We start from the raw sequence: 20,434 nt of genomic DNA, 5'->3' as shown, positions 1-20,434 counted from the left end.
TTTTTAGAGGTTGTTCCAAAAACCGCCTGCCGGGGCTGGAACAACCTCTTTTAAAGGGCGGAAAATAAAATACCCCGGCCGTCCAAAGCGGCATCAGAAAGTGATGGCCATTTTGGACGCTTTTTGGTTATCAACCATGGAGAAAATAAACTTGAACAGGTCCTGGGAGTATGCTGAAAGCAGCCTGGTTAACGTTTTAAATTTAGAGAGTTTAAATTTGGAATGGAAGAAAGTAGATTTACCGCATGATGCTGTTATTGAGAAAGAAAGAAGTGCAAATAATCCCTCTGGTGCCTCAGAAGGATATACACCGGGCTTGAGTTTGTATTACAAAAAAGAGCTGGTGTTAGAAAAGGATTGGGAAGGCAAGAACTTAATACTTGAGTTTGAAGGGATAATGGGTATCTCAGAGGTCTTTGTAAATGGAAGGCTTGTTGCCAAACATTTCAATGGATACACAAGTTTTCTTGTCGATATAACAAAACATGTTAAGTTTGGTAACAAAAATATTATTGTTGTACATGTGGAAAATACTCATAAACCAGGTTCAAGATGGTATGCGGGCTGTGGCATATACAGGCATGTGTGGCTTCATTTGGGTGGCAAAGTTTACATAAAACCGTGGCGCTTGCATGTTGAAACCAGAGCTATTGAAAATGAAAAGGCAGTGTTAGAAATCAGAGCAACTCTGGCAAATAGCACAAATGAGAGTGTTCAGGGAGTTGTGGAGTTCAGTATCTTTTCGGATGATGATAAGCTGATAGCAGACACTCAGGAGCAATTTGTTCTCAGCAACAATGAGGAAAAAACAATTGGTAAAATCATAACATTATCACCATTTAAATATTGGGATATAGAAAATCCCTGTCTTTATAAAATTCGTGCAGCAATTAAAATAGATGAGAATATTGAAGACAGCAGTTCTACGTTTTTTGGAATACGTACAATATCGGTAAGTCCGGAAGAAGGGTTAAAGCTGAATGGTAAGATTATAAAATTAAAGGGTGGATGTATCCATCATGACAACGGACCTCTTGGTAGTGCCAGCTATGATAGAGCAGAGGAGAGAAAGGTTGAGCTTTTAAAAGCTTCCGGGTTCAATGCAGTAAGACTTGCCCATAATCCGTTTGCACCGGCATTTTTGGAGGCATGCGATAGATTGGGTTTGCTTGTAATTGAGGAATTTTTTGATGTCTGGACGGCAGGCAAACTGAGTTTCGACTACCATCTTTTCTTTGACAAGTATTGGGAAGAAGATTTGGAAGCCACCATTGTGAGAGATTATAATCACCCTTCCATTATAATGTGGTCTATTGGGAATGAAATTACCTGGGGTGTTGGAATTGATGTAGATGATGAAGATGGATATTCAAGCATATACACATGGTGCAGTCGCCTGGCACAAAAAGTAAAAGAACTGGATTCAACAAGATTGGTCACTGCAGCGTTTTGTGCAATTCCCGCCGATTATGAAAGCCTTCTTGCAACAATTGAAGACGGGAATAATGTAATTAGAATGTTAAAACAGGGACCGGTTGTAAACAACGACAGGTGGGGGAAAGTTACAGAAAAATTTTTTAAGTTTTTAGATGTTGCAGGTTATAACTACAAAGTGGACAGATATTCATATGATTTAGAAAAGTATCCTGACCGTATCATATGTGGCACAGAGACGTATCCATATACTTTGTTCAAAAACTGGACCGAAACTGTAAAAAATCCAAATGTTATTGGTGATTTTGTATGGACTGCTATTGACTATCTGGGTGAAGCAGGAATAGGTAGAGTCTGTACAGACGAGAATGAAGCTAAGATGTTTGGTGGCGAGTTTCCATGGTTTTATGCAAACTGTGGGGATATAGATATTTGTGGAGATAAACGTCCTCAGTCCTATTATCGTGATATAGTTTGGGGATTGAGAAAAGAACCCTATATAGTAGTCCTTCCACCACAGCTTTTTGGGAAAAAACTGTATTTCAGACCCTGGGCGTGGGAACCTGTTGAGCGCAGCTATACATTTCCGGGCTGTGAAGGGATGCCTTTGGCAGTTCATGTTTATGCAGATGCGGATGAGGTGGAAGTGTTTGTAAATGGGAAAAGTCTTGGGCGAAAACCGTGTAATTTTGATACCCGGTTTAAAGCGGTATTTGAATTGCTTTATGAACCGGGCATTATTGAAGCAGTGGCGTATAAAAATGGCAAAGAAATTGGCACAGATAAGATAGAGACAGCTGACAGACCAGTTGCTTTAAAGCTGCTGCCTGACAGAAATGTAATTTCTTCACGTGATGATTTGTGCTATATAAAAATCATTGCAGTGGATAAAAAGGAAAGAGAAGTACCATATGCAGATAACAGAGTAACTGTAGAGGTTGAAGGTGCGGGTAGATTTGTGGCATTGGGAACATCTGACCCACTGTCAACCGAGCTTTTTGTTAGACCTCAAAGAAAGCTTTATAAAGGACGTGCACTTGCAATCGTAAAGAGCATTGGGGAGGAAGGAGAGATTAGAGTCAGAGTTTTAGCAGAAGGGCTTAAGAGTGCAGAAGTTGTTATAAAGTGCCTGTAAGTAATTTTGGAATCAAACAAAGATTTTTATGCTTTTTTGCCTTTACTTTTTTAAAGTATCCTGATAAAATTAAAGCTGAAGATTTCTCTGCTACGAAAGCAGGGAAGTGGACAGTAAATAAACTGAAAGATTAAAATACCAGAGTTAAAAATTAGCCCACGAAGGGTTGAAGTGACCTGACGAGGGCTTTTATTTGTTTTTATTCTGGAGAGTATTTTGCTAAACTAAATTAAAGCTTTAAGGAGGTTGATTGATTTGCATATTCCTGATGGGTATTTGAGTCCACAGACGTGTGCGGTATTTTATGCAGCATCGGCAGCCACTGTAGGCTATGCTTTTAACAAATTTAGAAAACAGGCAGATGAAAAGACCTACATTCAGCTATCTGTTGCATCAGCTTTTACATTTATTGTTATGATGTTTAACTTTCCTGTTGTTGGTGGAAGTTAAGCGCACATTACTGGTATACCGCTTATTACCTTCTTGTTTGGTCCAATGGCTTCAATGGTTGCCTCGAGTATTGTTTTGATTATTCAGGCGCTCCTTTTCAGAGATGGTGGACTTCTGGCACTTGGAGCAAATGTGTTTAACATGGCAATTGCAATAACCATGACTGTGGTTCTTGCAAACAAACTTTTGGAAAAAATGGGTATTAAAAATGAAAAGATTCGGATATTTATTTGCTCTTATTTGTCGGTAAACATCGCAGCACTGTTGACAGCCATTGAGCTCGGGCTTCAACCAGTTTTGTTCACAAAAGCAGGGAAGCCGCTTTATTTCATGTATGGTTTAAAAACAACAATTCCGGCAATGATGATACCTCATCTTTTGATTGTGGGCTTGGTTGAAGCGGCAATGACAGTTTTGCTCTATTCACCTTTAAAAAATTTTGTTACAATTAAAGCTGAAGAAAAAGAGGTGAATGAGTGATGAAAGAAAAGAATTATAAGGACAGCATCAAGAAAGTTATCATAGCTCTTTTTGCGCTTGCTTTTTTGACCCCTCTTGGGCTTCTGACTCAGAACCCTGCTTTTGGTGAGTGGACTGAAGAGGAAATAAAAAAGATGCTCGGGTTTGTGCCGGAAGGAATAAAAAAGTATGCTGATATTTACAAATTTGATCTGTTTGATGGTTATACGGTGAAGTTTATTCATAATGACTATATAGGCTATATTTTGTCGGCAATAATTGGGATTGCTGTTATATTTGTATTGTTTTACATTCTAAAATTTGCAATGTCAGAAAGGAAGTAGCTTAAAAAGTGCTACCGGAATTTTTAAAACATGAAGATAATTTTACACTGGATGTTGAAAAAGAAAGTTATATAGAAAAATCTATTTCGGAGTATTTAAAGCTTTCACAGTGGTTTTTTAAAACAAACAAAAGCGCTTTTACGAAGATTGATGAATGGGCAAAGCTTGTATTTTTGTTCTGGTTTAGTTTTCTGGTTGCAACATTACAAAGTTTATATTTTATGGCGCTTGCATTTTCAGTGATAATTGTAATTGCCATTATTTCCAGGGCAGATACAAAGGCTTTGCTGGTTTCTTCATGGGCTTTTGTACCGCTTTTTACATTTATAATAGGTATTCCTTATGCAATATCGAGTAAAAATTTTATTCCTACCATTTTACAGAGCTTTAAGACAGGGATTATAATAATGATAGGTGAGGTTGTAATTTATAATTCAAGAATTGACAGGCTTTTTAAGCCTTTTTCTTTTTTTGGGGGCTTGAGAGAGTTTACCTGGCTTGTTGAACTTACCCTGAGAAATATCCTTATTCTCATTACAACAATAACGCAGATTCTATTTGCCAAAAAGACAAGAACGGCAGGAAAGACTTTCAACAAATCGGTTTTTGTTGGACAGATGCTAAGAGTTGTAATGGCAAAAAGTATGTATGTATCAGAAAATACAGTTGTTGCAATGAGAACACGGGGATACAGCCCGAAGAATAAAAGTGCTTTTTCAATATACAAGTTCAGAATTGGAGCAGGCGAAATTATCACGCTGCTGCTACTATTAATCCTGACAATTTTGGAGAGGATACTGATATGAACGTTTACATGGCAAAAAACCTGACTTTTAAGGTTAACAACAAAATCATTCTTGATAACCTGAATTTTGAAATAGAAAAAGGGAAGTCATATGCGCTCATTGGCTGCAACGGCAGTGGCAAGACCACGCTTATGAAGATTCTTGCAGGTGTGGAACTTAACTTTGAAGGTGAGCTTTATTTTTTCGGCAGGAGATTGGACAAATCTACTTTTGGGAAGTTGTTTGAAGAAGGTTTTTACAAAAAAGTGGGGTATATGTTTCAGGATACCGACCTTCAGCTTTTTAACCTGAATGTGTTTGACGAGATTGCATTTGGACCGAGGCAATACATTGCTGATGAAAAAGAAATAGAAAAAAGGGTTCTGGAGGTTTCAAAGCTTTTTGGTTTAGAGAATTTGCTGCAAAATGACATACTTACCTTAAGTGGCGGAGAAAAGAAAAAGGTAGCACTTGCATCAATCCTTGTAAACAATCCCGATGTTCTTATTCTGGATGAGCCAACAAACGACCTTGACCCAAAGAGCATAAGATTCATTGCAAAAGTCCTGGGTGAGCTGAAAAATACAGGAAAAACAATTATTATCTCAACCCATCGTTTTGATGTGCTTTTGCTTCTTGCTGATTTTACAATTGTTATATCTTCTGACCACAGGATTTTAAGGATTGGAAAAACAGATGAAATCTTGAAAGAAAGAGAGCTTTTGGTGGAAGCAAATGTGATAGATGAGGAATTTGAGATTTTTAGGAAATACTTATAAGCGATTTAAATACAAAAGAAAGACTTTTGGGTCTACATTCAAAGCAGGAAAGTTAATATTCACATGGGGAAAGGCATTATAAACGATTACAGAAAACTTTTGCAGAAAAACTTGTTCTTTTGTTGACGTACGTTATTATGTACGTTATAATTGTTTTTAGAGGTGATTTAGATGAAAACAATGCCTGTAACAAAAGTAAGGCAGAACATATACAAAATAATTGAACAGGTGAGGGAAACCAGTGAGCCAATACAAATAACTTCAAAAAAAGGTAATGCAATTTTGATCTCTGAGGAAGACTGGAATGCAATTCAGGAAACATTGTATTTGCTATCAATACCCAACCTAAAAGAAAGTATTTCAGATGCTGATAAAGTTCCTTTAGATGAATGGGAAGATGAGGAAGATTTAGGATGGGATATAAATTAAAGTTTTCAAAATATGCTTTAAAAGATGCAAAGAAACTAGAAGAATGCGGATTGGATAAAAAAGCAAAGGAAATTTTAAGAATATTAAAAGAAAATCTATATCAAAATCCGCCACCTTATGAGAAATTAAAAGGAGAGCTAAGTGGCAAGTTTTCAAGAAGAATAAACATACAGCATAGGATAATATACGAAGTTTTAGAAGAAGAAAAGATTGTTAAAATTTATAGGATGTGGACACACTACGAATAGAGTTAACTATTAATCCACTGCAGCTTTTGAGCTGTGGTTTTTGTCTTTTGTGTGGTATAATAAGAGATGTAAGCAAAAACTTTTAAAAGGTGATTTTGTGATGGTGTTTACAGTGGTAGTAAACAAAGAGGACAACTGGTATGTAGCTAAATGTGTGGAAAACAGTGTAGCCTCGCAGGGAAAAACTATTGAAGAAGCAATAGCAAACCTGAAAGAAGCTCTTGAACTTTACTATGAGGGAGAAGAAATACAAAAACCACAAATGCCACCACTGATAACTACTATAGAGGTGGCAGTATGAAATGTCCTCCAAATATCCCTTATTAAAGCCACAGGAAGTAATAAGAGCGCTCAAGAAAGCTGGATTCAGAGAAGTAGCGCAAAAAGGTAGTCATCTCAAGCTAAAGAAAGAGAATCCAACAAGGATTGTGATTATTCCAATGCACGAAGAGGTTGCAAGGGGAACACTGAAAAGTATTTTGGAACAAGCAGGAATAAGTTTGGAAGAGTTTTTAGAACTTCTTTGAGTTCTTCTTTTTAGGTGTTTATACAGAATGTCAAATTTTCTACAAGAGTAAAAAGTGGCAGAGAGTAAAACGCAGAAAAAGTAACAAAAAGAAGGGGAGTAAAGCCACGATTGGTTTTTAAAGCAGCTTTGAATAAGCTGCCTATCCAGTCGTGGCTTTTTGTGTTTGTAAGAGCTTCAAAATTCTGTGTAGCTTTTTCAAAAATCATGGTATAACTATGGCGCATGCTATTGATTATAGTGCAGTAGCAAATAATTTTTATGAGGGTGGGTTTGACAGTTACAAAGGTATAACAAGGGATGATGTTCTAAGAGATATATTACCAGATAATACAGATGCATCTATAAACGTTCCAGGTAAAGGTACATTCTATTTGAATACTGAGTATGCAATAGATTATAGAAGAGCAGTATATGGTTTACCTGGCAGTGTTCCTGGCAATCCGTGGAAACCATCTTCGGTTGGCTACTGGTGGATAAAGGAGTATGAACCAAACGTTGCAACACTTGTTCCACCTAATACTTCTGGAGCAACCAGGGTTATATTTGAGTATGATGGATATGGGAAGGATGGGCAACCTTATCAGAATATTACTATAGAAATTATAAAAAAGTCCATTGCCCGCACAATGGACTTTTAGCCTAAACCAAAAATGGTGCGCCCGAGAGGACTCGAACCTCCGGCACATGGTTTAGGAAACCATTGCTCTATCCTGCTGAGCTACGGGCGCATTTTTTAATTTTGCAAATAATATAATACAATATTTCTTGGGATTTGTAAAGTGGCAGCTTTTTGTGATAAAATATTTACAAGCTCTGAAAATGCTGATAACATTTAAACTATAAACATTCCTGATAAGTTACAAAAAACTAATGATTGCAAAAGGAGAGAATATAAGGATGCTTGATTTGAAGTTTATAAGAAGTAGTCCAGACAGAGTACAGGAAGGACTTAACAAGAGATACAAGGATATTACGATTGAGCCTGTTTTAAAGCTTGACGAGAAAAGAAGAAAGCTTCTATCCGAAGTTGAAAAGATGAAAGCAACCCAAAACCAGAAGTCAAAAGAGATTCCAAAGCTCAAAAAAGAAGGAAAAGATATAACAGATCTTATGAATGAACTGAAGGAACTGTCTGACAGAATAAAAGCACTGGATGATGAGGTAAAAGAGGTTGAAGACGAGATAGAAAAAATTTTACTGACTATTCCCAATATTCCTCATGAGTCAGTGCCGGTTGGGAAAGACGATTCAGCAAATGTTGAGGTACGCAGGTGGGGAGAGCCAGGAGCTTTTGACTTTGAGATAAAACCTCACTGGGAAATAGGAGAAAAGCTGGGTATTCTGGATTTTGAAAGAGCCTCAAAGGTTTCAGGCAGCCGATTTACCTTTTACAGAGGGCTTGGAGCAAGGCTTGAGAGGGCTTTAATTAACTTTATGCTTGACCTTCACATAGAAAAACATGGGTATTTGGAGCTTTTCCCGCCTTTTCTGGTTGCCAGAAAATCTATGATTGGCACAGGACAGCTTCCAAAGTTTGAAGAAGACGCTTTTAAAACAACAGATGATTATTTTCTGATTCCAACTGCAGAGGTGCCTGTTACAAACTATCACAGAGAGGAGATATTAAAGGAGGAAGACCTTCCAATAAAATATGTTGCATATTCTGCATGTTTCAGAGCAGAGGCAGGAGCTGCTGGCAAGGACACAAGAGGGCTTATTCGCCAGCATCAATTTAACAAGGTTGAGCTTGTAAAGTTTGCAAAGCCAGAGGATTCTTATGACGAATTGGAGAAACTCACAGCCGATGCAGAGGATGTTCTAAAGCACTTAGGACTTCCTTACAGAGTTGTTCTTCTTTGCTCAGGAGATCTGGGTTTTTCATCGGCAAAGACATATGATATTGAAGTCTGGATGCCAAGCTATGGAAGATATGTTGAAATTTCGTCATGTTCTAATTTTGAAAGTTTTCAGGCAAGAAGAGCAAATATCAGGTTCAGAAGAAAAGATGGTAAGCTTGACTATGTCCACACACTGAATGGTTCGGGGCTTGCTGTTGGTAGAACTGTGGCAGCAATACTCGAAAACTTCCAGCAAAAAGATGGAAGCGTGGTTATTCCGGAGGTTTTGCGAAAGTACATGGGGACAGACATTATTAAATGAAAAACTTTAAAAGGTAGCTCATATTAAACGAGCTACCTTTTTTTGTGGACAAGAGAAGAAATCTTTTTTAAAATTTTTTCATGGTAAATAAGCCCAATTACAAAAAGGATGATTGAAATCACTGCAACCGCTATTGCAGCTTCATAATTTTTTTTCTCAATATTGCTTCCAATGTAAGATGAAAAGAAAATGCCGGGGAATCTTGCAATTGCGGTTATTATGAAAAAATTAATGGGTTTTACTGGAGAAAGTCCGGCAATGTACACAAGTACATCTTTTGGTATTCCGGGAATCAAAAACAGGAGAAATATAATGGTTTCGATTTTGGGCGAGTTTATTACAAAATAGAATTTTTCCAAACTTTTTTCTGGAACTAACTTTTTGATTAGATTGTATCCCAGGATTCTGGAAATATAAAAGACTATTACTGAGCCCAGCATAATACCTGCAAGTGAGTAAAAGCTGCCTGCAAGCGTCCCGTATATGTATCCGCCGGAGACCTGAATGGCTTCTCCCGGAATAACTGACACCACAACCTGTAGAACCTGAAATAGAATAAAAACAACCACTCCCAGGCTGCCAAAAGAAAGCACCCAGTTTCTAAACTTTGCCGGGCTTGAGGTAAGGTCTATTATCTGTTTTGAATAATGGCTTGCAACAAGAGCAATTACAATTAAAAAAATGAGTATTGCAATGATATTCAGCACCACTTTGATATTTTTACCCTTCATTTTTGCCTCCAAAAGCTTTTATTAAAATTTACCTTTCACAAATTAATATATCCTAAAATAAGTTTCCAATCAACCCTAATTACAATTATTTACAATAATGGTGTATTCAAAAATATGTTGATTTTTTAACATTCAAAATATATAATAAAAAGGTAGTGTTAAATATTAATACCCTTAATACAGTTCAAATAAAACACTGTAATGCTTTATAAAGACAAACGGTATAATGTCAAGGGGGTTTTTTAAAAAAATTTTTTAGATAATTAGGGCAAAAAAGGCAATAGAATACCGAGCCGCTCAGCCTGGAAAAATTTAACTGGCAGCTTGTTTTGAGAAGATTATTAAATTAAGAAATGGGATTAACTAAGTATTGTAAACATCACCTCTTTCTTGATATATTTGACCTTTGCTGAGCATTGCAAAGATCAGAGGAATTAATCGTCTTGCGGTGAGGACGAGGGCACGTTTATGCTGATGTTTGGTAACCTCTGAGAACTTCTTGTTGTAGAAGGCTTTATAACGGACTGTGTGCACCCTAACACAGTTAGCAGCCTCAACAAGATAGTATCTCAGGTATTGGTTACCACACTTAGCCAATGAGGTTTCCTGGGCATTGAAATTGCCTGATTGGTATTGAGTCCAAACAAGGCCGGAGTATTTAGCTAAAGCAGCTTCATTTTTGAAGCGCTTGATATCACCGATTTCAGCGATGATGCCGGCTGCAAGAACATCTCCTATGCCAGGGATGGTGGTCAAGGTTTGGGAGAAAGCTTTAAGAAGTTTTGAGATTTCTTTGTCGAGTTTTTTAAGTTGTTCTTGCATAAATCTAATGTTTTCAAGAGTCATAGACAAAGCTAAGTCATTTGCCTCAGCCAACAGAGGATGTAATCTGTATGAACGATTAGCAGCGGTTTTAAGTATTTCAGCGATTTTATTGACATCTGATAATCTGTTGTTGCCGTTGTCAGATACAAATTTAATTAAATCTTCTAAAGGCATGGAAGCAATATCATCTGGGGTGAAGTTTTCGATGATAGCGCAAGATGCCTTACCGAAGATATCAGAAAATGGGCAGTCTTGAGAATAAGTGGAGAATTTAAGGTATATGAGATTGAGAGCTCTGTTTTTTTCGCGAGTTAGATTATGAACAAGGTGATAGCGCATTCTGGTAAGGCGTTGTAGTGCAGCATATTTGAAGTCAGGCAAAGGTGTTGGATTTAGCTTACTGAACCTGACGCATTCAGCAATAACGACAGCGTCGATGTTATCTGTTTTAGGCAAGAAAGTGTAGATCTTTTTAAATCCTTTGACGATGCTTGGGTTGAGCACGTAAAAGGTTGGTTTGTAAGGTAGTAATTCAGAAGAGGAAGCAAGATACAAATGCAGATGCCAACCGTAATGTGAAGTTGCTTCCATGCCGAATTTAACGTAGGACAGATTATACTGGCTGAGGCAGTCAATGACTCTTTTGATTAATTCATTAGCACCTTCTTGATCGTTAGGCAAGGAAAAGGGTTTTTTAATCAAGTGATTTCCGGCATCATCGATGAAGAAGATAGAATTTGACTGACTACTGATATCAATGCCCACGATTAAAGTATTTGGCAATTTAAAGGCCTCCTTTCTAAAGTGTGTGGTGTTAGAAAAAAGTTTTGCCCTTTATCCCTGGGGATTACATGTAATGCAGCCTCGCCGATATTAGAGCTACGGAGCAGTTTACAGGGTGCACACATCTGACATGCTCAAATCAGATGTGGTAAACTGACCGTGCACAGCAAACGAGTAAACATTACTCATGTAATCCTTTGGGGTTCAGTCTTTCTCAAGCTGTGGCGTGCAGATATCAAAGCACGTCCAGCAGGAGGTGGCAAAAAATATCCAAATAAACTAAATCAGGCTTAAACTTTTTCTGATATTAGTTTACCAGAGATAAAGGGCAAATTTAAACTGTAGCAGTCAATTTTAATATTCAATTTTTTAAGAAGTGAATGTGTTAAGAAAAGCTTTGTTATCAAGGTCAGTTTCCAGTAATCAATTGGTACTAATAATTTAATGTACCAATTGAGATATGAAGTTTTAAGTGATTTGATAATCATATTATACGAGGGAGGTACGAAAATGGGCAGAATGATTGAGATAAGATGGCACGGAAGAGGTGGACAGGGTGCCAAGACAGCGTCACTTCTTTTGGCAGAAGCAGCTTTTAACACAGGAAAGTTCGTTCAGGGATTCCCTGAATATGGTCCTGAGAGAATGGGTGCTCCAATCACAGCTTACAACAGAATAAGCGATGAAAGAATTACAATTCACAGCAACATCTATGAGCCAGACTATGTTGTGGTTGTCGATGAAACACTCATTGGCAGTGTTGATGTTACAAAAGGGCTCAAGAAAGATGGTGCAATCATTGTAAACACTTCAAAGACACCCGATGAGGTTAAAAAGCTTTTGGGTGATTTTGACGGCAAAGTGTATACAATCGACGCAAGAAAGATCTCTTTAGAGTGCCTTGGAAAATACTTCCCCAATATACCGGTGCTTGGTGCTGTTATTAAGGTAACAGGTATCATTCCTGAAGATAGGGCTATTAAAGACATGGAAGAGTCACTCAAGCACAAGTTTGCAACAAAGCCAGATGTTATAGAGGGGAACATGAAGGCGTTTGTTAGAGGAATGCAGGAGGTGCAGGGATAATGAGAAAGATGAAAATAACAGAAGAGGTTACATGGAAGGAAATAACACCGGCGGGTGTAATAATTGACCCGGGTAATGCAGAGGACTTCAAGACAGGCGATTGGAGAACTATGAGACCTGTCTGGCACGAAGACAAGTGCAAACAGTGCCTGTTTTGCTTCTATGTATGTCCGGATTCATCAATAAAAGTAGAAAATGGCAAAATGGTTGGAGTTGACTATGACCACTGCAAGGGCTGTGGCGTTTGCACAGAGGTTTGCCCATTTAAGGCATTTGATTTTGTAGAAGAGAAGAAATAAGAATTTTACAGAGGAGGGAATAAAAGAATGGCAATTCGTGATAGACTTTCTGGAAACGAGGCAATAGCTTATGCTATGAGACAAATAAATCCGGATGTTGTTGCTGCGTTTCCAATTACACCTTCAACCGAAGTACCACAGTATTTTTCTCAATTTGTCGCAAATGGAGAGGTTGATACAGAGTTTGTTGCGGTTGAATCTGAGCACAGCGCAATGAGTGCTTGTATTGGCGCATCAGCTGCAGGTGCAAGGACCATGACAGCAACATCATCTCAGGGTTTGGCTCTGATGTGGGAGATGCTCTACATTGCAGCCTCAATGAGACTTCCAATAGTAATGGCGGTTATAAACAGAGCTCTTTCTGGTCCGATTAATATTCACAATGACCATTCAGACTCAATGGGTGCAAGAGACAGTGGCTGGATTCAGATATACTGTGAAAACAACCAGGAAGCATATGACTCTTTGATTCAGGCAATAAGAATTGCTGAACACAAAGATGTAAGACTTCCTGTTATGGTATGTTATGACGGATTTATCACAAGCCATGCTGTTGAGAATATAGAGCTTTTAGAGGACGAAGTTGTGCGAAACTTTGTTGGTGAGTACAATCCAGAATATTATCTTTTAAATGAACAGAATCCAATTTCAATGGGTCCGCTGGATCTGCCACCATATTATTTTGAGCATAAAAGACAGCAGGCAGAAGCTATGAAGAATGCAAAGAAGGTTGTTTTGGAAATAGCTGATGAGTTTGCAAAAATAAGCGGGAGAAAGTATGGACTTTTTGAAACATATAAGCTTGATGATGCAGAGGTTGCAATTGTTGTTATGAACTCAACAGCAGGAACTGCAAAGGCTGTTGTTGATGAATACAGAAGCAAAGGATACAAGGTGGGGCTTTTAAAGCCAAGACTTTTCAGACCATTCCCGGTTGAGGAGATTGTAGATGCTTTAAAGCATCTCAAAGCGATTGCTGTGATGGACAAGACAGATAGCTTTAACGCTGCTGGTGGTCCACTGTTTACTGAAATCACAAGTGCTCTTTATGGAAGAGCAGATGGAATTAAGGTTATCAACTATATTTATGGTCTTGGCGGAAGAGATGTGAAAACTGATGACATTGCAAAGGTCTATGACAGACTTCTTGACATTGTCAGGACAGGCAATGTTGGTGAAGTTTACAACTACATTGGCGTGAGAGAATAAGGAGGTGTGCTTTTAAAATGGCATACAATATCAAGGAGCTTGCTACAAGACCTGAAAGATTTACTGGCGGTCATAGAATGTGTGCAGGTTGTGGTGCACCTGTTGCTGTAAGAGCAATTCTAAGGACATTAAAACCGGAGGATAGGGCAGTTGTTGGTGTTGCAACAGGCTGTTTGGAAGTATCCAGCTGCATTTATCCATACACAGCATGGAAGGATTCATTCATCCACAGTGCATTTGAAAACGCTGCTGCAACAGTTTCAGGTGCTGAGGCAGCATACAGAGTTTTAAAGAAAAAAGGTAAGGTTAAGGGCGAGTTTAAGTTCATTGCATTCGGTGGAGACGGTGGGACATACGATATTGGCTTGCAATCTCTTTCGGGTGCAATGGAAAGAGGGCACAACATGGTATATGTCTGCTATGACAACGGTGCGTATATGAACACAGGTATCCAGAGGTCGTCTGCAACACCACTTTATGCTGATACAACAACATCACCGCAGGGTAAAGTTTTACCGGGTAAGATGCAGTGGAGAAAAGATCTGACAGAAGTTATGGTTGCCCATGGTATACCATATGTTGCCCAGACAGCTTTCATCACACCAAACTTGAAAGATTTGATTGAAAAGGATGAGAAAGCTTTATATACAAATGGTCCTGCATTTTTGAATGTTCTGGCTCCATGTCCAAGAGGCTGGAGATATGAAACCTCAAAGTTAATTGAGATTTCAAAGCTTGCAGTTGACACATGTTTCTGGCCGCTTTACGAGGTTGTAAATGGTCAGTACAGACTCACATACAAACCAAAAGAAAAGCTTCCGGTTGTTGAATTTTTGAAGACACAGGGAAGATTCAGACATCTTTTCAAAAAAGGGAATGAACATCTTATTGAGCAGATACAGCAGGAAGTTGATAGAAGATGGGAAAGACTGCTTGAGCTCTGTGGTGAGAAGTAAAAATAAACACAGGAAAAATATCTCTGGTAAAAAGGCTCTCTGCCGGGTTGATTATCTCAATTTGTGCGGAGAGCCTTTTTGTTTTTATCTTAAGTGTTTAAATTTTCATTTCTTTGTGCTATGATTATCATAAACCACATAGCTTTGAACCCGTATGCAATAATGAGATTTGAGGTGAAAGTGTGAAAGTTGCTTACTTGGGACCGGTTGGTTCATATTCCTATGAAGCAGCAAAGAAGTTTGTAAAGGATGAAAATGCTGAACTTGTACCCTGCGATACAATAGATGATGTGTTTGAAATTGTATTGGAAGATGAAAAAATCTATGGTGTTGTTCCTGTTGAAAATTCCATTGAGGGAAGTGTGTCAACCACACTTGACAATCTTTTGAAAGAGGATGTCTATATAATAAAAGAAATAGTTTTAAAGGTTGAACACTATCTCTGCTGCAAAGAACCAAGTAAAAAAATAAATTCAATTGCTTCACATCCGCAGGCACTTTCACAATGCCACGACTATTTGAGAAAGCATTACAAAAATGTTCAGCTGATTCAGGTAAATAGCACATCGTATGCAGCAAAGATGTGCAAAGAGGATAAAGTTGATGCTGCTATTTGTTCGCTTTTTGCAGCGCAGCAGAATAGCCTGAAGATTATAGACGGGCCAATAAATCACGATAACAACTATACAAGGTTTTTTGTGCTGAGCAAAAATCCATCTTTTGAAAGAGGAGAGAGAAACAAGACCTCAATAATATTTTCAACCTATGACAGACCGGGTAGTCTGTACAAGATTCTGGCCATTTTTAATCTGTATGACTTAAATTTGACCAAAATAGAGTCAAGACCGGCAAAGACAGGACTTGGAGAGTATGTATTTTTTGTGGATATTGATGGATTTGTTGAAGAGGATGATGTCAGTGATGCTTTGAAGGTTATAAAACGCAAGTCTTCTTTCTATAAGCTTCTTGGCTCTTATTCGGTGATAAAAGAATAAACAGAATTGAGGATGGATGAGGTTGATATGAAAAAAGCAATTAAAGAACCTTTGATTTTTATAATTTTTGCTTTACTTCAGTATATATTATTTGCTTTACAGTTCAATCCTTTGATAACACTAATGTTTGTTCCCTTGTATACTTTCTTTGCTAAAGAAAATTTTGCATTGAGGTTTGTCATATCTTACATTGTAGCAGCTGCAGTGCTCGGACTTGTAGGAAAACCTCAAACAGCATTTGCATATATGTTAATTGTGTATATTGTACCACTTGCAATTCATATCCTTTTGAAATACAAAAAAGGGTATGTTTTGGATTTTTCAATACTTACAGGCGGGTTTCTGATTTACCAGGTTTTATCAATAAAGGCAGTAAAACATCTTTACAGGGTTGATATTGTAAATGGTTTGATTTCTTTTCTGAAGAATATGCTGGGAGAGTATTTTAAAGATTTGAATGAACCTGTTTTAATTGATAAATTTGCTGAATTTATAAAACTCATGGTGCCCGGTTTTGTTATTATAGAAGCGATTACACTTGGTATTGTTGCATATTTTCTTGTAAAATGGAGCTCAAAGAGGCTGAGGATTGAAAAGGATTTTCTCAATTTTGAAAAGCTGTTTATGCCAAGAGAAGTGACAGTTGGAGTTGTTGTCTTTTTCATACTTTCCTTTTTTCTCACACAGGTTAATCTTTTATATGTTGTTGCAAGCAATATGATGATAATTCTTTCATGGCTTCTTTTTATACAGTCACTTTCTTTAATATATGCAGCGGCTGTTGACAGAGTTTCTTCTTCATTTTTCAGAAACTTGATAATGTTTATTGTTATAATTTTTGGTATTCAGTTCTTTGTAGTTATGATTCTTGTTGGTTTTCTGGATTTGGTATTTGATTTTAAGAAGAGAAATCCAAAGAGGGTGAAATTGTGAAAGATAAAAAGGTACACTTTAAATTTGACTTTTCTGTTTATCAGGCAGGATTTGTACTTTCTTTTATTTTTAATCTGGTAATCTTATATTACAACCTTCGAATAGGCATAATATGCTTTTCTCTTATAATTTTGCTTGCAGTCTATAACATAAGAATAAACAGAAAGAAAAATAAGCAACTTTTAGAATTTATAGAAACGCTTACTCTGAACATTGACACAGCCTCAAAAGACACTCTCATAAAATTTCCTTTGCCTATACTGATTACAGAATACAGTGGGGATATTATATGGTATAACCAGAAGTTTTTAGAAATAGCTAAAAACAGAAAGCTGATAGGCAAGAACCTGAAAGATGAACTTCCCGAACTTTACCAGGCAATTTTAGATAACAAAAAAGTGCTTGAAAATTTTGAGTATCAGAGCCATTTTTATAACGTCTTTATTACCCTTGTAGAAGTAGAGGGCAGTAAAAGCGAAAAAAGATATTTGAATCTTTTCTATTTTATAGACATAACAGAGCATATTGAACTTAAAAAGATGTTTGAACTTCAGAATGTGGTTATTGGGTATCTTATGATTGACAACTATGATGATGTTTTGAACTCTGCTCCCGAAGTTTCAAAATCAAACATTGCATCTGAGATTGAAAGAAGGGTAATTGACTGGTTTTACAATCAGATAAGACTTGATGTGTTTTTGATGAAATATGAAAGGGACAAGTACATTTTCATCTGTAACAGAGAAACATTTTACAGAATGCAGGAAAGAAAGTTTAGCATACTTGACCAGATAAAAGAGGTAAACCTGTACAATAAAATAATTCCAACAATCAGCTGTGGCATTGGAATAAGAGAGGACTCTATATTTCAGGCTCAAAAGGATGCAAAGACAGCACTTGACATGGCACTATCAAGGGGCGGCGACCAGGTTGTTATTTTCCACAGTGGTAAATTTGAATTTTTTGGTGGAAAGACAAAAGAGCATGAGAAACGTTCTAAAGTGCGGTCACGTGTTATGGCACAGACAATAAAAGAGATTGTAAAGCATTCTGACAGGGTTTTTATCATGGGTCATCAGTATTTTGACCTGGACTGTCTGGGTGCTTCTGTTGGGCTTGCGAAGCTTTGCACAGGTTTGAACAAAGAAGCATACATAGTGATAAACACATTTAATCCAACAATAAAAGATTTTGTTGATATGTTAAAATCAGATTCACAGTACGCAGGCATTATAGTTGATGAACAAAAGGTGCTCAAAATGAAAACCAAAAACTCACTTTTGTTTGTTGTTGATACGCAGAGGATAAGCTATGTTGATATACCGGATATGATTTTGGATTTTGAGAAGATAATAGTGATTGACCATCACAGAAGAGCGGCTGACTGGATTGAGCAGGCTCTTATTTGCTATTCAGAGACTTATGCATCTTCTGTATCAGAACTTGTTGCTGAGCTTTTGAGCTATGAAGGGATAAAACTCAAAAAGCTTGAAGCAGAGATCCTGCTTGCCGGGATTATGATTGACACACGTGGATTTACCAAAAATGTGGGAGTCAGAACATTTGAGGTTGCAACATATCTGAGAGAAAATGATGCAATGCCTGAGAATATAAAGGAATACCTGAAAGAAGACCTGGATAGCTACATTTTAAAGCATCAGCTCATATCAAATACGCAGATACTTTATGGCAATATTGCTGTTGTCATTGATTATTCACAAGCTTGCAGAAATAATGTTATAATAGCAAAGGTGGCCGATGAACTTTTAAATATAAAAGGGATTGATGCATCCTTTGTTGTCTGCAAAATAGAAAACACGGTGGTAATCAGTGCACGGTCAAACGGCAGAATAAATGTCCAGCTGATTTTAGAAAAGATTGGAGGCGGAGGACATTTGGAGACAGCAGGGTGCAGGCTTGAAAATATGGCTCTGGATGAGGCAAAGAATATACTGTTTAAAGCAATAGATGAGTACATTGCTGAAAATCAAAAAAATTAAAAATAAAGAAGGAGAGTCGATTCTGGCATGAAGGTTGTACTTTTGCAGGATGTAAAAGGACTTGGTAAAAAAGACTCAATTGTTGAAGTGAATGATGGATATGCAAGAAATTATTTGATTCCGAGAAAGCTTGCAGCACCTTTAACAGAGGGGCTGGAAAAGCATATTAAAGAGAAAAAAGAAGCCGAGCAGAAGAAAAAAGAAAAAGAACTTATGCAGGCAAAAGAACTTGCTCAAAAGCTTGAAAAAAGCAAGCTTACCATAGTTGCAAGAGCTGGTGAGAATGGGAAGCTTTTTGGTTCTATCACAAACAAGGAGATAGCAGATGAGATTAAAAAACAGCTCGGGCTTGAAATTGACAGAAAAAAGATTGAGCTTGAAGAGCCAATAAAACAGATTGGAAGTTATGATGTGTCAATCAGGCTTTATCAGGGTATTCTGGCAAAGCTTAAGGTCCAGGTGACCTCAGGCTAAAGAGGAAGTGATTTGACCATGGAAGCTGATATTCTGCAAAGCAGTGGTGAGATGCCCGAAAGCCGTGAGGCAGAAGAGGCTGTTGTTGGGGCAATGCTTCTTGACAGAGAGGTAATCTCCGAGGTTGCGGAGATATTGACAGAAGAGGATTTTGCAACACCGCAGTTAAAAGAGATTTTTGCTGCTATTATGGACCTTTTTGAAGAGGGCAAGCCAGCAGATATTATAACAGTTTCAGAGAGGCTGAGAGAAAGAGGCAGCTTTGAGGCTGTGGGTGGGACTGAATATTTGACAAACATTGTTGTGAATATTCCCACAACTGCCAATGCTACATATTATGCAAAAATTGTTGAAGAAAAGTCACTGCTGAGAAAGCTCATAAACTCTTCTATGAAGATAATAGAAAAGTGCAAAAGCCAGACAGAGAGAGTTGAAGATATAGTCGATTTTGCAGAAAAGACAATATTCAATGTTATCCAGAACAAAAATTCAAAGGATTTTTCGCACTTAAAAGAGATTCTGATTGAGACTTATAACAAAATAGAAGAACTATATCTTAAAAGATCTCACATAATAGGTATTCCCACAGGTTTTTCGGAGTTTGATAGAATGACAGCAGGGCTTCAGCCATCAGACCTGATTTTAATTGCTGCAAGACCTGCAATGGGAAAGACAAGCTTTGCGCTGAACATTGTCCAGTATGCGGCACTGAGAGCAGGTGTCCCCGTTGCAATATTTTCACTTGAGATGTCAAAAGAACAGCTTGTGACAAGAATGATTTGTTCAGAAGCAATGATAGACAGCCACAAACTTCGAACTGGTAACTTGGAGGATGAGGAGTGGAAGAAGTTTGCAAAGGCGCTGGCACTTCTTTCTAATGCACCGATATATATTGACGACACACCTGCAATAACAGTTTCTGAGATGAGAGCAAAGTGCAGAAGGCTGAAGCTCAAAGAAAAGGGGCTTGGACTTGTCATGGTGGACTACCTGCAGCTTATGACTGCACGTGGCAGGTTTGAGAGCAAGCAGCAGGAGATTGCTGAGATTTCAAGGTCTTTAAAAGCTCTTGCAAGGGAATTGAATGTTCCTGTGCTTGCTCTTTCACAGCTGTCCCGTGCGCCTGAGACAAGAGCTGACCACAGACCAATACTTTCTGACCTTCGTGAAAGCGGTGCGATTGAGCAGGATGCTGACATTGTTGCATTTTTGTACAGAGATGAGTATTACAATCCGGATACAGACAAAAAACACATAGCAGAGCTTATAGTTGCAAAACACCGAAACGGTCCAACAGGTACAATTGAACTTTTGTTCCTGGATAAGCATACAAAGTTTATGGATCTGGAGAAAAATAGAATATAAAAAATAGCCTGAAAAAGGGATGTGAT

21 protein-coding genes, 1 tRNA gene and 1 pseudogene are annotated in these 20,434 nt (G+C 37.8%); 20 read left to right on the top strand and 3 right to left on the bottom strand.

Features of this window, described 5'->3' with window-relative positions:
• Positions 1 to 136 precede the first annotated feature (136 nt).
• From OTK00_RS08630 to OTK00_RS08585, 10 genes and pseudogenes are all read left to right on the top strand, one after another.
• Complete coding sequence (locus OTK00_RS08630) at positions 137 to 2,569, top strand: glycoside hydrolase family 2 TIM barrel-domain containing protein (RefSeq protein ID WP_045170218.1); 2,433 nt, start codon at positions 137 to 139, stop codon at positions 2,567 to 2,569.
• Positions 2,570 to 2,815: 246 nt separating this feature from the next.
• Positions 2,816 to 3,499: pseudogene (locus OTK00_RS08625) on the top strand (energy-coupling factor ABC transporter permease).
• Complete coding sequence (locus OTK00_RS08620; protein ID WP_082054642.1) at positions 3,499 to 3,822, top strand: PDGLE domain-containing protein; 324 nt, start codon at positions 3,499 to 3,501, stop codon at positions 3,820 to 3,822. Before OTK00_RS08625 ends, OTK00_RS08620 begins: the two are co-directional and overlap by 1 nt.
• A gap of 8 nt (positions 3,823 to 3,830) precedes the next feature.
• Positions 3,831 to 4,628 (top strand): energy-coupling factor transporter transmembrane component T, encoded by a 798-nt coding sequence (locus OTK00_RS08615; RefSeq protein ID WP_045169884.1) that lies wholly within the window; start codon positions 3,831 to 3,833, stop codon positions 4,626 to 4,628.
• Positions 4,625 to 5,386 (top strand): energy-coupling factor ABC transporter ATP-binding protein, encoded by a 762-nt coding sequence (locus tag OTK00_RS08610; RefSeq protein ID WP_045169883.1) that lies wholly within the window; start codon positions 4,625 to 4,627, stop codon positions 5,384 to 5,386. Before OTK00_RS08615 ends, OTK00_RS08610 begins: the two co-directional genes overlap by 4 nt.
• Before the next feature lie 171 nt (positions 5,387 to 5,557).
• On the top strand, positions 5,558 to 5,815 hold the full coding sequence (locus OTK00_RS08605; protein ID WP_045169882.1) for a type II toxin-antitoxin system Phd/YefM family antitoxin: 258 nt from the start codon (positions 5,558 to 5,560) through the stop codon (positions 5,813 to 5,815).
• Complete coding sequence (locus OTK00_RS08600) at positions 5,800 to 6,063, top strand: Txe/YoeB family addiction module toxin (protein ID WP_045169881.1); 264 nt, start codon at positions 5,800 to 5,802, stop codon at positions 6,061 to 6,063. The genes OTK00_RS08605 and OTK00_RS08600 overlap by 16 nt, the downstream gene beginning before the upstream one ends.
• Positions 6,064 to 6,163: 100 nt before the next feature.
• On the top strand, positions 6,164 to 6,364 hold the full coding sequence (locus tag OTK00_RS08595) for a type II toxin-antitoxin system HicB family antitoxin (protein ID WP_045169880.1): 201 nt from the start codon (positions 6,164 to 6,166) through the stop codon (positions 6,362 to 6,364).
• A gap of 1 nt (position 6,365) precedes the next feature.
• Positions 6,366 to 6,590, top strand: a complete 225-nt coding sequence (locus tag OTK00_RS08590; protein ID WP_045169879.1) for a type II toxin-antitoxin system HicA family toxin — start codon at positions 6,366 to 6,368, stop codon at positions 6,588 to 6,590.
• 217 nt (positions 6,591 to 6,807) lie between these two features.
• Complete coding sequence (locus OTK00_RS08585; RefSeq protein ID WP_045169877.1) at positions 6,808 to 7,230, top strand: Athe_2463 domain-containing protein; 423 nt, start codon at positions 6,808 to 6,810, stop codon at positions 7,228 to 7,230.
• A gap of 13 nt (positions 7,231 to 7,243) precedes the next feature.
• On the opposite strand, the gene OTK00_RS08580 is transcribed toward OTK00_RS08585, so the two are convergent.
• A tRNA-Arg gene (locus OTK00_RS08580) sits at positions 7,244 to 7,320 on the bottom strand.
• Between the two features lie 169 nt (positions 7,321 to 7,489).
• Here OTK00_RS08580 and serS point away from each other — a divergent pair.
• Positions 7,490 to 8,752, top strand: coding sequence for a serine--tRNA ligase (gene serS, locus OTK00_RS08575; protein ID WP_045169876.1), 1,263 nt, complete (start codon positions 7,490 to 7,492; stop codon positions 8,750 to 8,752).
• 32 nt (positions 8,753 to 8,784) lie between these two features.
• On the opposite strand, the gene OTK00_RS08570 is transcribed toward serS, so the two are convergent.
• Positions 8,785 to 9,483: a TVP38/TMEM64 family protein gene (locus tag OTK00_RS08570; RefSeq protein ID WP_045169875.1), complete on the bottom strand. Its 699-nt coding sequence runs from the start codon at positions 9,481 to 9,483 to the stop codon at positions 8,785 to 8,787.
• 363 nt (positions 9,484 to 9,846) lie between these two features.
• On the bottom strand, positions 9,847 to 11,091 hold the full coding sequence (locus OTK00_RS08565) for an IS110 family RNA-guided transposase (RefSeq protein ID WP_045168518.1): 1,245 nt from the start codon (positions 11,089 to 11,091) through the stop codon (positions 9,847 to 9,849).
• Between the two features lie 510 nt (positions 11,092 to 11,601).
• Between OTK00_RS08565 and OTK00_RS08560 the strand changes: the two genes are divergently transcribed.
• The 9 genes from OTK00_RS08560 (at position 11,602) to dnaB (ending at position 20,408) form a co-directional block, all read left to right on the top strand.
• Positions 11,602 to 12,177: a 2-oxoacid:acceptor oxidoreductase family protein gene (locus OTK00_RS08560; RefSeq protein ID WP_045169874.1), complete on the top strand. Its 576-nt coding sequence runs from the start codon at positions 11,602 to 11,604 to the stop codon at positions 12,175 to 12,177.
• Positions 12,177 to 12,476: a 4Fe-4S binding protein gene (locus OTK00_RS08555; protein ID WP_045169873.1), complete on the top strand. Its 300-nt coding sequence runs from the start codon at positions 12,177 to 12,179 to the stop codon at positions 12,474 to 12,476. The genes OTK00_RS08560 and OTK00_RS08555 overlap by 1 nt, the downstream gene beginning before the upstream one ends.
• Before the next feature lie 27 nt (positions 12,477 to 12,503).
• Positions 12,504 to 13,685, top strand: coding sequence for a pyruvate ferredoxin oxidoreductase (gene porA, locus OTK00_RS08550; protein WP_045169872.1), 1,182 nt, complete (start codon positions 12,504 to 12,506; stop codon positions 13,683 to 13,685).
• Positions 13,686 to 13,702: 17 nt separating this feature from the next.
• The gene (locus OTK00_RS08545) at positions 13,703 to 14,641 is read left to right on the top strand and encodes a thiamine pyrophosphate-dependent enzyme (protein ID WP_045169871.1); all 939 of its coding nucleotides are present in this window, start codon (positions 13,703 to 13,705) and stop codon (positions 14,639 to 14,641) included.
• Between the two features lie 182 nt (positions 14,642 to 14,823).
• Positions 14,824 to 15,636 carry a prephenate dehydratase gene (gene pheA / locus OTK00_RS08540; RefSeq protein WP_045169870.1) on the top strand — a complete coding sequence of 271 codons (813 nt, stop codon included), beginning with the start codon at positions 14,824 to 14,826 and terminating at the stop codon, positions 15,634 to 15,636.
• Positions 15,637 to 15,663: 27 nt separating this feature from the next.
• Complete coding sequence (locus tag OTK00_RS08535) at positions 15,664 to 16,569, top strand: DUF2232 domain-containing protein (RefSeq protein ID WP_045170216.1); 906 nt, start codon at positions 15,664 to 15,666, stop codon at positions 16,567 to 16,569.
• Positions 16,566 to 18,569, top strand: coding sequence for a DHH family phosphoesterase (locus OTK00_RS08530; RefSeq protein WP_045169869.1), 2,004 nt, complete (start codon positions 16,566 to 16,568; stop codon positions 18,567 to 18,569). The genes OTK00_RS08535 and OTK00_RS08530 overlap by 4 nt, the downstream gene beginning before the upstream one ends.
• Before the next feature lie 27 nt (positions 18,570 to 18,596).
• Positions 18,597 to 19,043, top strand: coding sequence for a 50S ribosomal protein L9 (rplI, locus tag OTK00_RS08525; protein WP_045169868.1), 447 nt, complete (start codon positions 18,597 to 18,599; stop codon positions 19,041 to 19,043).
• Positions 19,044 to 19,061: 18 nt separating this feature from the next.
• On the top strand, positions 19,062 to 20,408 hold the full coding sequence (gene dnaB / locus OTK00_RS08520) for a replicative DNA helicase (protein WP_045169867.1): 1,347 nt from the start codon (positions 19,062 to 19,064) through the stop codon (positions 20,406 to 20,408).
• Positions 20,409 to 20,434: the final 26 nt, after the last annotated feature.

This window comes from Caldicellulosiruptor morganii, from assembly GCF_026810225.1.
Taxonomy (GTDB): domain Bacteria; phylum Bacillota; class Thermoanaerobacteria; order Caldicellulosiruptorales; family Caldicellulosiruptoraceae; genus Caldicellulosiruptor; species Caldicellulosiruptor morganii.
Note: the sequence above shows the minus strand (reverse complement) of the source record. Positions and strands in the feature narration are given on the sequence as shown.